13 protein-coding genes are annotated in these 14003 nt (G+C 44.8%); 4 read left to right on the top strand and 9 right to left on the bottom strand.

What is annotated here, in order from left to right:
* Window positions 1-167 precede the first annotated feature (167 nt).
* Window positions 168-2333, bottom strand: coding sequence for an ArnT family glycosyltransferase (locus tag FE296_RS29990; RefSeq protein ID WP_411860618.1), 2166 nt, complete (start codon window positions 2331-2333; stop codon window positions 168-170).
* Between the two features lie 225 nt (window positions 2334-2558).
* On the opposite strand from FE296_RS29990, the gene FE296_RS29995 reads away from it, so the two are divergent.
* Window positions 2559-3242 (top strand): response regulator transcription factor, encoded by a 684-nt coding sequence (locus FE296_RS29995; protein WP_124115540.1) that lies wholly within the window; start codon window positions 2559-2561, stop codon window positions 3240-3242.
* A complete protein-coding gene (locus FE296_RS30000; protein WP_150367411.1) occupies window positions 3242-4759 on the top strand; it encodes a sensor histidine kinase in 1518 nt (505 codons plus the stop codon). The genes FE296_RS29995 and FE296_RS30000 overlap by 1 nt, the downstream gene beginning before the upstream one ends.
* A 267-nt stretch (window positions 4760-5026) precedes the next feature.
* Here the strand turns inward: FE296_RS30000 and FE296_RS30005 are convergent, their stop codons facing one another.
* Window positions 5027-5497: a GNAT family N-acetyltransferase gene (locus FE296_RS30005; protein ID WP_150367412.1), complete on the bottom strand. Its 471-nt coding sequence runs from the start codon at window positions 5495-5497 to the stop codon at window positions 5027-5029.
* Between the two features lie 294 nt (window positions 5498-5791).
* Window positions 5792-6502, bottom strand: coding sequence for an SDR family NAD(P)-dependent oxidoreductase (locus FE296_RS30010; RefSeq protein ID WP_124114461.1), 711 nt, complete (start codon window positions 6500-6502; stop codon window positions 5792-5794).
* Window positions 6503-6603: 101 nt separating this feature from the next.
* Between FE296_RS30010 and FE296_RS30015 the strand changes: the two genes are divergently transcribed.
* Window positions 6604-6963 (top strand): MerR family transcriptional regulator, encoded by a 360-nt coding sequence (locus tag FE296_RS30015; protein WP_150367413.1) that lies wholly within the window; start codon window positions 6604-6606, stop codon window positions 6961-6963.
* Window positions 6964-7063: 100 nt separating this feature from the next.
* Here FE296_RS30015 and FE296_RS30020 read toward each other — a convergent pair whose 3' ends face one another.
* From FE296_RS30020 to FE296_RS30040, 5 genes are all read right to left on the bottom strand, one after another.
* Entirely contained in the window at window positions 7064-7645 is a 582-nt protein-coding gene (locus FE296_RS30020) for a GNAT family N-acetyltransferase (protein ID WP_150367414.1), read from the bottom strand.
* A gap of 45 nt (window positions 7646-7690) precedes the next feature.
* Complete coding sequence (locus FE296_RS30025; protein ID WP_223869096.1) at window positions 7691-7819, bottom strand: GNAT family N-acetyltransferase; 129 nt, start codon at window positions 7817-7819, stop codon at window positions 7691-7693.
* 230 nt (window positions 7820-8049) lie between these two features.
* Window positions 8050-8349, bottom strand: coding sequence for a hypothetical protein (locus FE296_RS30030; protein ID WP_150367415.1), 300 nt, complete (start codon window positions 8347-8349; stop codon window positions 8050-8052).
* A 140-nt stretch (window positions 8350-8489) separates the two neighbouring features.
* On the bottom strand, window positions 8490-10259 hold the full coding sequence (locus FE296_RS30035; RefSeq protein ID WP_150367416.1) for an ATP-binding cassette domain-containing protein: 1770 nt from the start codon (window positions 10257-10259) through the stop codon (window positions 8490-8492).
* Entirely contained in the window at window positions 10244-11098 is an 855-nt protein-coding gene (locus tag FE296_RS30040; protein WP_124114453.1) for an ATP-binding cassette domain-containing protein, read from the bottom strand. Before FE296_RS30040 ends, FE296_RS30035 begins: the two co-directional genes overlap by 16 nt.
* A gap of 112 nt (window positions 11099-11210) precedes the next feature.
* Here FE296_RS30040 and FE296_RS30045 point away from each other — a divergent pair, with 112 nt between their 5' ends.
* The gene (locus FE296_RS30045) at window positions 11211-11801 is read left to right on the top strand and encodes a biotin transporter BioY (protein WP_124114451.1); all 591 of its coding nucleotides are present in this window, start codon (window positions 11211-11213) and stop codon (window positions 11799-11801) included.
* A gap of 290 nt (window positions 11802-12091) precedes the next feature.
* Here FE296_RS30045 and FE296_RS30050 read toward each other — a convergent pair whose 3' ends face one another.
* Window positions 12092-13561, bottom strand: coding sequence for an Msr family ABC-F type ribosomal protection protein (locus FE296_RS30050; protein WP_150367417.1), 1470 nt, complete (start codon window positions 13559-13561; stop codon window positions 12092-12094).
* Window positions 13562-14003 lie beyond the last annotated feature (442 nt).

Consider the following 14003-nt stretch of genomic DNA (forward strand, 5'->3'; position numbering starts at 1 on the left):
CTGTTATCCCCAGATTTTTTTGATTCCCTTTATAAAGGGAAAATCCGGTGATAGCGTATGCTTCCGATGTAGCTTTCTTGCAGAAAGCTTGTAGGCGAACGCTTCGCTTTTTCAGGTTTTTTCTGTCCTCTCCGTTATTGTGTAAATGACAAGTTCAATTTATATAGCTACAATTTCACTTCGTACAAGGTGGTCTGTCCGCTAAATCCAAAGCCAGCTCTGTTTCCGGTGTCTCCGTTATCCATAGATCCGCTGTCCGTGCCTGTCTTCCATTCTGACGTTGGAATCTCGGTTCCATGCTGTTTGATCCAATCGGTAATTTCTGAGTTTCCTCCGCGGCCACCCATGCCACCAACCATGAAGTATTTCACTTGCCCGCTCTTGACGAGTTGCTCCAGTTCCTCTGTTGTGTACACTGGGTCTGAACCGGAGAAACCTCCAAGCGTAATCACAGCTGCGTTCTCATCGATGATATAGGGTGCTGCCTGATTATAGTCCGTAGTGGCGAAGAGATACGTTTCGCCTGTATTGTGCTCTTTCAGATAATTCAATGTGGCTGTATCCACTTCTTCGTTACGGTCACCCATTCCGCCACGGCCATCCGTTGTGGGCATTTCTGTGACTTCTGCACCGTTACCCATCGGCATCCCCATTCCGGCTCGACCAAACATTCCATTGGAATCAGTAGGTCCTGCTGCCGGAATCATGCTGTTGCCACCATAAGTAATTGGGGTAAATGCCCAGTAAATTGGACCGATCAGCATCACCATGAATCCCGCAATAATGAAGCCCTGTTTCCATCGATGTGTGCGATGAAGCATAACGACCAGGATGACCGTGACCAGAATGCCTGCGATTAATTCACTTATGGACCAGCCTGCACCAATCGTATCGTTATACTCCTGCATGATAAACCAGCCGAACAGCGTCGTCAGCAGCACGGACACCGGAAGCAACCATGCCTGCCATCCAACGCGATCACGATATGACTTCCACATCGCTACAAATCCTGCGCCAGTCAGTGCAGCAAGTGGAGGTGCAAGCATAATCAGATAATATTGATGGAAAAAACCTGCCACACTGAAAAAGGCAGCAACGGGAAGCAGCCAGGCCAGCCAGAACAAGGCCTCCTTGTGCTTGCTGGTTATATTTCTCCGTCTTAATCCTGCAAATATGGCAGTGCACCCAAGCAATACAACTGGCATAAGCCAGCTGGCTTGACCTGACAGTTCAGTCTGGAACAGACGCAGAGGACCTTTCTCCCCCGTACCAAACATGCCTCCCATGCCTCCGCCACCATTTCCGCCAAAATTTCTTCCGTTTGGCATTTCCATATCATTTGGCATCTGTCCGTTCGGGAAATTACCATTCGTCCCATTCATGCCGCCCATGGTGTTTGTGCCATTCGAAACATTTGCATTATCGTTATCCGGTGCATTGACATCTCGCCCCGCGCCAGGAACACCACTACCCGTCTGATTAGGAGATGAGGTCGAATCCCCTCGATTGCCACGATTGTTTCCCTGTCCGATCCCATTTGGCATACCTGGGTTACCTGCCGTATTCTGCTGGCCCGTTAGGCGAGCCAGACCATTGTATCCAAAGGCGAGTTCCATGACCGAGTTCGTTTCACTGCTGCCGATATAAGGTCTTTGGTCTTCGGGTATGGAATCCACAGTGACGGCCCAGGATAAGGAAACGACCGCCAGAACTGCTGTGCTGCCGATCATCAGGATGATCTTCCTTCTCCATTTCGCCTGAAAAGCGAGCAAATAGAACAAATAAAAAGCCGGGAGAATCATGTAGGCTTGAAGCATTTTCATATTAAAGGCTACGCCTATTAACCCAAAGGCAACCAGTATGCGCCAAGCATTGCCTTGTTTGCTGCCTTTGAACAAAAACCATGAACCCAGCAGTAGTGTAAACACCAGCATGCTGTCAATATTATTGGTCCGGCTTACTGCCGCCACGACAGGCACAGTCGCCATCGCAAGTGCCGAGATTCGTGCTGCTGCAAGACCATATGTATGTTTCACCATGAAATAGATCAGGAGCACCGAACCGATTCCCGCTAATACCTGCGGCAAAATAACGCTCCATCCGTGCAATCCAAAGACATAGGCAAAGGCCGTCTGGATCCAGAAGACAACAGGTGGTTTATCTACAGTGACCGAGCCTGCCGAGTCTAATGAAGCATAGAAAAAGTTATGGAAGTTGCTGAGCATACTACCAACGGCAGTCGTATAGTAGGAATTGGCATATTGATCGTTCCAGATACCGTAACCATTCAGAAACGCCGCCAGTAATACAATCGGCAGAAGGACAAGATCCATCCTTCTTTTGGTGTTATTCAATGTTAATCACTCCTTCAAAGTTCTTCATGTCTAATATTGTGACATGCCAAAATAAAACTGGGATGAGTACCCGCTGAATGTTGTCTGAGGATAATTCACAATCCTTTCAGCTATATTTCAGTTTGGCAAGCGATAATACAACATACAGTCCCTCTCAATTGAGGGAGAACTAACATGGAAGCAAGCAAGGAGGAGCCCCGCATTATGAAGCTTAGCAGCGGAATTAAAATACTATTGGCTGATGATGAACCGCATATTTTGCAATTTCTAGAGCTTGGATTAAGCAATGAGGGCTTTGATGTACGCACCGCCCCCGATGGAGCAGCTGCACTTGAGTTGGCGCTTGAATTCAAGCCACATATGGCTATTCTGGATGTCATGATGCCAGAGATGGATGGATTCGAAGTGGTCGAACGTCTGCGTAAGACTGGAGCCCAGGTTGGCGTGATTATGCTGACAGCGAAGGATGAGGTCGAGAATCGGGTTAAGGGCCTTTGGCTTGGTGCTGATGATTACATGATCAAACCCTTTGCCTTTGACGAGCTGCTCGCCCGGATTCAGGCCAGACTGCGTAATCAATTTCCTTTATTAATAGGAGCCGTCACCCACGGTCCTTTCCGAATTGATGATCAGCGCAAAGAAATCACTTATCAGAATCAGGTCCTGGAGCTGTCTCCCACCGAATACGAATTACTAAAATTTATTGTGCTTAATCATGGGATTGTACTGAGCAAAGCGACCATTCTAAGCCGGGTGTGGGGGTATGATTTTGGCGGGGAAGAAAATATTGTGGAGGTTTACGTTCGTTCCTTGCGCGACAAACTCGGGGATAAAGAGCATAAACTCATTCGCACGCTTCGGGGTGTCGGGTACAGGGTGGATCTCTGATGAACTCGCTGCCTAAGAAAAATAAACTTCGTTTAAGACATCTGCAACAATGGATCTGGCCTCGTTCATTACGTTCTCAATTGCTCTCACGTTCTCTGTTCGTGCTTGCTGGGCTGTTATTGTTAATCGGTATCCTGCAATTCTGGATCATGGAAAGCTTTCTTTACCGGAATCAGGCAAAAACCATGGAAGAACAGCTCATGTCCATGCCCCCGGTTTGGCTCGGAATCCAGTCACGTAGCGGCTCTTCTAACACTCCTTTCGGTGGACAGGCAGGAAAAGGGTCTGGTAACCGGGTGCTGTTTATTCCTGACCGTTCACTGGCCCTGTTTGATAACCAAGGTACTTTCGAGGATGTTTTTGGAGAAGACGGTCTGAAAGCCCCTCAACTATCAACCGTAGAATATCAGGACATTACAGATGAGTTGAAAGAACAAAAACACATTCCCTACCGGATCGTCACGGATAGCAAAGGGAATGAGCAATTGATTGTATTCGCATCGCCGGGTCCACGCAATCGCGGTTTACCAATGGTCCAGATGGGCACGGCTACAAAGCCACTGAGAGACTTGATTATTAAACAGCTTCTGATCTTCATCATGTTATCGCTATTGGCCATGGTAGCCGGTCTGATTCTATACACTAAAGTATTACGCCGGACGCTGGTTCCCCTGTCCAACATGGTGAATAAAGTACAGCAGATCGATGCAGGCAGCCTCGCAGAACGCCTTCCCATCGTTCAGGGACAAGAAGAAGTGGATCAGCTCGCAGTTTCATTCAATGGCATGCTTGAAAGGCTGGAGAACTCGTTTGAAGCGGAGCGGGAATCGAAAGAGCAGATGCAGCGTTTCTTGTCTGATGCTTCCCATGAGCTTCGTACCCCGCTCACCTCCATTCACGGCTTCATTGAAGTTCTACAGCGGGGTGCAGCGACCAATCAAGATCAATTGTATAAAGCACTGGACAGCATGCACGGCGAATCCGTACGAATTAACAAGCTGGTTGAAGATTTGCTGTTACTAACCAAGCTGGATCAGGCTCCAAGGCAGGAGCGGGAGGTCATTCAGCTGGATAGTCTGCTGCTCGAAATGCAACCACAACTTGCCATGATGGCTCAACGAAGATCCATTCATCTCGATCTGACGGCTGAAGTATATGTACTGGCTGACCCTTACAAGCTGAAGCAGGTTGTGCTGAATCTGTTCCATAATGCGGTGCAACACACCGATCCAGAGCATGGAGCCATCTCCATAACGTTATATGCCACGCATCATAAGGCTGAATTATCAGTGAAGGATAACGGCACAGGCATTGAACCTGCACATCTGCCCCATATCTTTGAGCGATTTTACCGCACAAGCAGTTCTCGTTCGCGCAAACAAGGTGGTGCAGGTCTCGGTCTAGCCATTACCCGCTCGATTGTGGAGTCCAATGGTGGGAAAATTACAGTACGAAGTCAGATAGGCTTGGGAACTGAACTTATGATTTTGCTGCCGCTGCATAAGGCTGATGTCTAGGCTGAGCTTCGGCGCTACGTAAGCTAAAAGGTGGCTATAAGCAGAGCTACGTAAGATCTACTTGATCATTACTCATGCACTAGTCAAGCTCTCCAAACGCTGCTTTTCTTCCATTTTAATTTTGGCTTTTCATTGCATGACGAATCCCCCATTCATTTCGGTTTAGAAATGAATGGGGGATTCTTTTGTTGTATCCGATTAGTATAGTGGTAGTCCAATGGGTTTCGGGCTAACGAATCTGAGACGTCTTATTCAAGGATTTGAAGCTTATATATGCTTTTCATAGAATACCATTGTCATTTTGTCGTTAATTGCTTTTGTTGCACCCGTTTTTTTATAGCCTATCTTTTCATACAAATAACAGTTCCCTTTCTCTAGTAAGATGGTACCCAATTTCCATGACTTTGCATCATCATATATCTGCTCAACCATTGTTAAGACTTTTTGAGCAATTCCTTTTCCTTGATGTTCTGGCAGTATAAAAATTGGGCTAATACTGTAGATTTGATTATCTTTTTTCACGACTCTAATTCCACCAACAGCAATCTCAAGATGTTGAATTATGAAATAATCTGTGAAAGATTGATTGATTTGAGTAATAATTCTTTCTACGGTTTCATTGGCAGGGCTTGTTGCAAAATCCTGATATTTTTCCAACAAGGGCATAAATGCTTTGACTTTCATTTCATGAATATTCACTGCATCTTTTAAATCTGCTTTATATAGTGAAACCTCCATTAAAATATACCTCCGATTGATACGCTGGTTAGAAATATGATTTTATAGTACGGCTCTGTTACCTTGGTACAAGAAAGATGTTCGTCTACGTTTGGTGTTTGTTTCACTTACAACAAATAAACAAGTTAGAACTAACCTATTTTTCTTATTCGACGTTGTATTCTCATATTCCTTGCTACCTAAATAACGGAACCACGCCAATAGCTTCATCTAATTTTCCGCTATCATCCAAGGGACATGATCAGTCAGAATGGAGCTCAAACTTTTAGACCCTCATCCCTATCATCGTGTGGATTACCAAGGGTACACGCCATTCACATCTAGGAATTCTCCGTTATGGCGTTTACCATCCGTCGCATAGCGCACGATAATCGCAGCGCCAGCTTCTTTTGATTTACCGCCTTCGGCATTGCCGTTAAGATCTGTTGATGTGAATCCGGGCGTTACTGCAAAGACTTGAGCCCTGCTGTTTTTGACTTCATAAGCCATCGAAAGTGTCATGGCACTGTTGGCCGTTTTGGATGAGTTATAGTCGAAGGCATTTAAAGTAAATTCCGCATTTTGCATATGGTCCAGAGATGCCATATCGGTTGATACATTAATGATTGTGCCTTCATTGTCTTTGATTAACGGGAACAAGCGCTGATTCAAACGGAAGGTACCGAAAAAGTTCACTTCAAAGGCGTTCCGCAGATCTTCCTCTTTTGTATCCGTGAAGGAATGAGAAAACGCACCCGGCATACCCGCGTTATTGATCAGAAGGTTTATTGTGGGATAAGTCTTGTTAATCGTATCAGCTGCATGCTCGATGCTTTTCAAGTCACTCATGTCGATTTGTAAAAATTCTACGTCTAACCCCCTGGAAGTTAACTCGGAAACAGCTCTTTCACCCCGTTCAACACTACGTGCGCCGAGGATAACTTTCCAACCTGCTTCACCCAACTGCTTTACGATTTCATATCCAATCCCTTTATTTGCTCCGGTTACAAAAACAGTCTTTTTCATGCGAATCCTTCTTTCCCTAATGTGATTTTTATTTAACAATGTATAAGTTACTATGCTACACTTAGTGTAGGTCAAATTATTTTTATAAAAGGGAGATTCACATGTTAACGATTGGAGAAGTAGCCAAAAAAGTTGAAATTTCCATTGGAGCGATTCGCTTTTATGAAAGAAAGGGACTGCTGAAACCTGCTGCACGAAATGAGCAGAATAACCGTCTTTATTGGGAGGATGATCTGAACTGGCTGGTTTTTATCAAATGCCTTCGCGAAACGGGGATGAGTGTGGAAGACATCAAAAAGTATTATGATCAGGTCAATGAAGGAACCTCCACCCTGAAGGAGAGAACCAAGCTGATTGAGGATCAAAAGCAAAAGTTGCTGAATGATATCGAGGAGAAAAAAGCACAGCTTGTTCATTTGGATAACAAACTGGAACGCTATTATCGTGGAGAAAATTATTAACACTTGTCCTATAAGGAAAAAATCAGGCGCCAGCAATAACTGTCTAACCTGATCCGAAATTTTGATATTATAGCTATTTTCAATGAGGATAAAAGTTCAATCAAAAATGACCTTCTCGCTTACACTGTTGATAATGGATATAGGGTTCATCCTCGATTTCGATCAAATTTAACCGTTCAAAATTACATTTCTGTATCACCTTATTGGATGCTTGATTGGTAATCAAAGCGATGGCATTTAATATTTCAACGTTTGTATGTTCAAACAAATACTGTGTCATTCCTTTTACTGCCTGCGTTGTATAGCCACGATTCCTAAAGTGTTTCGAAATACCGTACATAATCTCCCGATTAGGTGCTGGTAACTCATCCTTAATTCCTGAGCAGCACCATCCGATAAACTCGTCAGTTTCTTTGAGTACAATAGCCATACGTAAATATAACTCTCCGATATCCCCTCCCGCCATCACAGCTTGTTTAAAATGCTGATTCTCAGGGATTTCATATTCGGTAAGCCACAGGGTCCTGTCTTCAATCGTAGCGTTCCATCCCGGTAGGAATTCATACACCTCAGGTTGCCACGTAATTTCTTGCAGTTTCTCTAAATCTTCAATTCGATACTCGCGCAAATAAATATCCTTGCAGTCGATGATTAACTCATCGGTTAGTATGGGTTGGTTCATAGTTCCTCCTACTACACATTTAATTACACCTTATTAGCCTTTACTTCAAACAAGGCCCTCTTTTGCCATAAACTCGTCTTTGGTTAATCCAAAGAGGATCATATCCTGGTATTTTCCATCGGTGTAGATCACTTGGCGACGCACACCTTCCTGAACACATCCAAGTTTCCTCACGCAAAGCACGTAATCTGACCTTATCATCCTGCCAGAAATATTGACTATAATCGATCTCTCTCATCCCAAGCCCCCCGCATATTTAACCAGATTTTTACTTCGAGCTACAAACATAATAACCCATAATGTGGAGTTGGAGGAGATTTGTTTTATTTAAGCACAAACGAAAACAGCCCCCGAACAGGACAAAACCTGTCGGAGGCTATACTCTAATTTATCTCAAATTGTCATTACGATTCTTCCGGGTATTGAGGTTTGGACACGTTATCCGGAACCGTTTCGTCAAAAACATCCTGACCTGGATAATCCCGTACTTCTCCCTCGTGAAGTTCATGATTTTCATAATCAAAACGATGTGCAGACCTCTGATCCACCCGCCACGGAGAACTTTTCCCGATAGACTCGGATAACAGAGATGAACCGTAAGGACCCTCCGGGAATTCTTCAAGAGTGATATCGTTTCGCTGCGACTCCACCGTAGACACATCGGTATATTCTTGCCGTTCTTCACGCAAAAACTTATCTTTCATCGTTTATCCCTCCTGATCCACTTCAGATGATCAACGTCCACTTATTGTGAGCGAGGACAAACGCATTTATGCATGATCTTTGGAAAACACTGCGTTTAGGTTTTGATCCATTACCGGATCCATCACGATCATTATCGCCATCACAATTGGCGAATCCATATTAATAGTACAAAAACAATGAGGCCAGCGAGGCTAATCCAGGTATCACGTTTGGACCATACTAATAACGATGAACGTCCTCCGAGCATAGAGTGCTCTCTAACTTTACGCATTTCCATCGCAATGGTCATATCCTCTGCACGTTGGAACAGTGCCATTAACAAGGGAATCACCATCGGACCCAGGTCACGAATTCGAACGGTATTTGGTCTTAAAGCTGCCTTTCCACGTGCCCGTACGATCAGTGAGAATCGCTGCCACTCACTCCAGATCATCGGGATAAACCGAAAGATTAACGAAACAGCTAGAGCGAACGAAGCTACGGGCAACCTGATCTTTTTACCGATACCGAGTACCCAGTTAAGCCCTTCTACCATTCGCCCATAAGGCGTCGTCAGTGAAAACCATAGACTTGCCAACGTGACGATAAACAAACGATACACATTCAGCAAAGTGCCCTCCGCCTGCATCAGGGAAAAGCCAAAGTGCAGACCTCCTCCCTCTGTTGAAAGGGTTGTCCCAGATAACGCCGTTGATATGATGAAAAAGAATAACAGTGGCTTCATTAATTTCATACATCCAGCCAAAGTCTGACGCGGGAGCACGGCAAGTGCTGCTATTACCGGCACCAGTGTTAACGTCAATTCCAACCAGCGCTGTTGAAGCATCGCAGCAGTGACCAGCAAGATATACAGAATCCATTTCAGACGCGGGTCCATGACGCCATATAATCCGCCTGAATGAGTCCATGTGTTCGGAAGAAGCTTTGGATCATCTACCGTTTTAATGGACGACAGCATCAGTGCTTCTTCTTCATATTTCATTGCAACGCTCTTGACTTCCTTCGTTACCGTCCATGATGCTTCTATCGATTCATTTTGAATCTGTACTTCAACTGGCTTGGACTGAACAATACACTCAGCCATCTCTTCTGGCGTCATCGCGGTCAAAGGCAGCTCAAGACCCGCTGCTCTAAACTGCTGTGCCAGTCTCATCGATGGTGGCAGTCCGATTCCTGTCTGCTCCAACAGTTCAGGCCTTTTGTGAAGTTCTCTCGGCGTAAGATCGGCGATTAAACGGCCTTCCTGCAACAACAATACTCGATCCGCACAAGGCAAAAATGTATCCAGATCATGGGTTGCTACCACGCCCCCACCACCTGCCAGACGATGTTGCTCCAATACATCCAGCAAAAGCCCGACACTTTGCGCTTCCAACCCTGCGCTTGGCTCATCCAGCAGAAGCCAGTGTGGATTGGTCACACTTCCGAGAGCAAGACCTAACCTGCGCTTCTCTCCCCCACTTAGAGCAAATGGTGACCTGTCCAGATGAAAACGTCGGTCCAACTCTGAGGACACTGGCGGGTCCCATTGCTTCAGTGCTTTTGTGATCTGCTCTTGTTGCTGTTTCTCTGAAAGTCGATAGGGACGTAGAGAATATGTGAATTCACGCTGAATACTTCGGGCAAACAGTTGTTGTTCCGGAAATTGAAACAATAGTCCCATTTGCAATAAAATCGACTGCGGCACTTTTCCTTCTTTCCAGAAAGGTGTGCCATCCAATGTGATACTTCCTGCATCGGGCGGTCTCAGACCAGCCAACGTCTGTAGTAAAGTTGTTTTTCCTGAACCCGTACAGCCCAGCAGCAAGGTGATTTCCCCACTGTTCAACTGGACACTCACATCTTCAAGCAGTGCACGTTTGCTCGATTCCGATGCTTCTATACGTATATTGGTTAGCTCGATCTCCAACGTGCGACCTCCTTAGCCAGTTGCTCAGGTCGCAGTGGCATGGCTTCTGACATCATACCTTTTTGCTTGAGCAATAACGCAGTTTTTACAGTAAAAGGAGGATCCAACCCTAACCATTCACAGGGGGATAGCTGTACATTTTCCCGTGTAGCCTTCTCATTCAGCTCTGTTTCATAGAAAAAGGACTCCGGCTCCCCGTCGTACACACAACGTCCCCTCTCCATAGCAATGATTCGATGACACAGGGTTGCTTCCTCCAGATGGTGTGTAATCCAGATCACCGTTGTCCCTCGCTGGGTAATCTTCTGAACGATGGCCTCGATACGGTCTCTTGCTCCGGGATCAAGCATGGCTGTTGGCTCATCCAGAATCAATATATCCGGTTTGGCTGCGAGCGCTACAGCAATATTAAGCAGTTGTTTCTGTCCACCGGATAATTGTGAGACAGCCTTCTCCGGGGGGTATTGAAGTCCTACAGTATGTAATGCATCCTGCCTGCGCTCCAATTGCTCTTCTACAGAATCCATCAATGGTGACAGTGCAAAATGAAACTCCTCTTCAATCGTATCGCCTAGTACCTGTGCATCCGGTTGCTGCAATACACCCCGAACGGTAAGTTCATCCGAGATATCCCGTACCCCTCCAGATAGTGGAATGAATCCAATCAGTAGTCCAGCAAGTGTGCTTTTTCCACTGCCATTCGCTCCTACAATACTAATCCATTCTCCTTGGTGCAGCATAAGTGAGACCCCATCCAGCGCTTTCCTCACTTGACCACCTTCGGAAACATAATGCACCCGAACATCTTCTAATGTAATTATAGGCAGGTTGCCTTGCATCGTAAATTAGTCCTTTCCCTTTCTATTTTTATGTGGTACGATCCTAATCGTCAACCACATTTATATAATTGGTTAACAATCATATTACCAAAATGGAGAGGATTGTTCAAACATGAAATTATCTTTGCGAGGTATTGTATTCAGCGCACTTATGGCCGCAATTTTAGTACTTTTTGGTTACATAAGCATTCCCATTGGCTTCTCCCCTGTACCGATAACATTACAAACCTTGGCTGTCATGCTGGCCGGAGGATTACTTGGTCCACTATATGGTTTCCTTAGCGTTACCATGGTTGTTCTGCTCACCGCTCTTGGTTTCCCCTTGCTGCATGGGACCGGAGGACTTGCGGTACTTCTTGGACCTACCGGAGGATATGTGATGATGTGGCCGATCTCCGCTTTATTAATTGGACTGTTGCTTGCACGAATCAATATCAAAGGTGTCACAGGATTCATTCTCGCTTTTGTTGTATTTGAACTATTTGGTTCACTGCTCGTGTATGTATCGGGTGTCCCTTGGCTTGCTTATGCTTACAAAATGGACCTACCTGAGGCCATGATTCAAGGGTTTTATCCTTACATTATTGGGGATCTGATTAAAGCTGTATTTGCTGCCATCATCATTGCGCCCGTGCGCATGGTTTTCCCACCTCAACGTCTCACAGGTAACATGCATTCAGCGGTTGTAAAAGCGGAGTCTTAATAGAAGCTACATAAGGCATCCGATCTGCCTATCTTTGAAAACGACAAAACCGCCAAAATCACTTTGGCGGTTTCGTTACTTCTCATCCCCTATAAATTTATATTCTATATAAATTGAAATAAACATTTACACGAAACGGAGAGGACAGAAAGAGCCTGAAGAAGCGAAGCGTTCGCCTTTATCCCCGGATTTACTCCTTTATAAAAGGAATCAAAATAATCTGGGGATAACAGCGATCGGAAGGTTGTTCTGTCATCGTAGTGTCCAGTGTAAATATTCTTTAGTTCAACTTATATATTCACCTGAATTAATTGACGCTCTGTAATCTGAAATTGTTGATCCGCTGTATTTTCAATAAACCTCTGATCATGAGATACATACAGAATCGTTCCTTCATAGGCCTTGATAAAATGCTCCAACGCTTCCAATGCATGCATATCAAGAAAATTCGTCGGCTCATCCAACAATAGAATGTTATATTGGCCCAGAAACAAGTGACATAATTGAAGACGAATCGCTTCTCCTCCACTTAATGTCCCAACATTCTTCAGCAAGTCATTACCTGTAAACTGCATCGCATGCAACGCACTTCTGAGCTCTGATTCCTCATATTCCGAACGATTCTTCAGGAATTGTAATACGGTCTCCTTTGTCATGAAACGATAGCTCATTTGCTGAAAATAACCGAGCTTTGCTTTTGGAGACATGGTGATGTGATCCCCAGCATGGAAAACATGGTTAAGCAATGTGCTTTTCCCGCTGCCATTGGCTCCGGTTATCGCTATTTTTTGTTTTAATGGAATTTGAAAACTTACATCCTCCAACAATATGTGACCTTCCACCTCAAGTGTAAGGCGATCAGCCATAATTGGAAATCGGTTGTGCAGCTTTAATGTCTTCGGCTGACGGAAGATCATTGGCCGAACCTGCTGTACCGCATTCACCTCTTGAAGTTGCTGCATCCGCTGTTCAATCGCTTTGGCAGCGCGGTGCACCGCTTTTTGACTGGTACCTTTGGATTTCGTTTCAACCATACGGTTTGCCTTTGCCTTGGATTCTTTTTTGGACATGCTTCCGGCCTGCGTTATTTTCTCGGCTTTCTTCATCTTTTCCCGGGCGGCCAGTTCCAATCGTCTTTTCTCCTTTGAGAACTGTTCATGGGCCTGGTTCTGCTGTTCACGCTCCAGCCTTTTCTGTGCCTGGTATTCGCTGAAGTTGCCAGAATATACGTGTACTTCTCCCTGATGGATTTCCCAGATCGTGGTCACCAGTTCATCCAGAACCGCACGATCATGACTGATCAGCACAAGCGCCCCATAGTAATAACGCAATTCATCCAGTAAAAATGTAATGCCCTCTTGATCCAGGTGTGTTGTTGGTTCATCCAGTAACAGTACTTCATGATAATGAGTGAACATTTGAGCCAGTTTTAGACGGGTCTGTTCTCCGCCACTCCATGGTTGATCGTGTTGAGGTATGGCTAATTTACTGAGTAAAGCCCCATCAACTTCAATACTTTCGTTAGACTGGGGTGGTTCCACTTGTTCCAAATAACCAAACTCTGCAAAACGTTTTACCTTTCCGGCTGTTGGCTGGATCTGCCCCGTAATGAGTTTCAATAGTGTACTTTTACCCTGACCATTACCACCTACTACACCAATACGATCCAGTTGATGCACAGCCAGTCGCTCAATGTTCAGTATTACTTTATCCATATAGGTCATTTCAACCTGTTCTAATTCAAAACATATCTTTTCCATATTCGCTACCTCCGAAATAAGATTTATATCGTATCGATAGCGAATCACACTTCTATCGATACGAGCTTATCGTGCCAGCTCGTATCAATAGAACAGTAACGTCATCATAGCGGTTACCTCCAGTAGTCTGTATTGAGCGCCTTTACCTAATTATTTACCTGATTAAGATAATCAGAAGAAAAAAACAAAGAATCACAGGCCACGGCCTGTGATTCAACGTAAACGGGAAAGCGAGTAAAACACTTATTTTAAGGTCAGGATGATTGAAAATGACAGACTGATCCCGTTTACTCTGAACCAATGGTCAGAGCCTTTGAACGTATTCAATTACCGATTCAAAGGGAGGAAACGCAGTCTCATCGCATGTGTCATGTTCAATAATCCACCTTTCATTATCATGTATAGATGTACAATCCTAATTATAATTTTCCAATTCCACCAT

Source organism: Paenibacillus sp. UASWS1643 (assembly GCF_008693195.1).
GTDB classification, from domain to species: domain Bacteria; phylum Bacillota; class Bacilli; order Paenibacillales; family Paenibacillaceae; genus Paenibacillus; species Paenibacillus amylolyticus_B.

What these genes read in the sequence shown, in the direction of transcription:
- FE296_RS29990 (WP_411860618.1), bottom strand. Translation starts at nt 2,333, where the DNA reads ATGGATCTTGTCCTTCTGCCGATTGTATTACTGGCGGCGTTTCTGAAT.
- FE296_RS29995 (WP_124115540.1), top strand. Translation starts at nt 2,559, where the DNA reads ATGAAGCTTAGCAGCGGAATTAAAATACTATTGGCTGATGATGAACCG.
- FE296_RS30000 (WP_150367411.1), top strand. Translation starts at nt 3,242, where the DNA reads ATGAACTCGCTGCCTAAGAAAAATAAACTTCGTTTAAGACATCTGCAA.
- FE296_RS30005 (WP_150367412.1), bottom strand. Translation starts at nt 5,497, where the DNA reads ATGGAGGTTTCACTATATAAAGCAGATTTAAAAGATGCAGTGAATATT.
- FE296_RS30010 (WP_124114461.1), bottom strand. Translation starts at nt 6,502, where the DNA reads ATGAAAAAGACTGTTTTTGTAACCGGAGCAAATAAAGGGATTGGATAT.
- FE296_RS30015 (WP_150367413.1), top strand. Translation starts at nt 6,604, where the DNA reads ATGTTAACGATTGGAGAAGTAGCCAAAAAAGTTGAAATTTCCATTGGA.
- FE296_RS30020 (WP_150367414.1), bottom strand. Translation starts at nt 7,645, where the DNA reads ATGAACCAACCCATACTAACCGATGAGTTAATCATCGACTGCAAGGAT.
- FE296_RS30030 (WP_150367415.1), bottom strand. Translation starts at nt 8,349, where the DNA reads ATGAAAGATAAGTTTTTGCGTGAAGAACGGCAAGAATATACCGATGTG.
- FE296_RS30040 (WP_124114453.1), bottom strand. Translation starts at nt 11,098, where the DNA reads ATGCAAGGCAACCTGCCTATAATTACATTAGAAGATGTTCGGGTGCAT.
- FE296_RS30045 (WP_124114451.1), top strand. Translation starts at nt 11,211, where the DNA reads ATGAAATTATCTTTGCGAGGTATTGTATTCAGCGCACTTATGGCCGCA.
- FE296_RS30050 (WP_150367417.1), bottom strand. Translation starts at nt 13,561, where the DNA reads ATGGAAAAGATATGTTTTGAATTAGAACAGGTTGAAATGACCTATATG.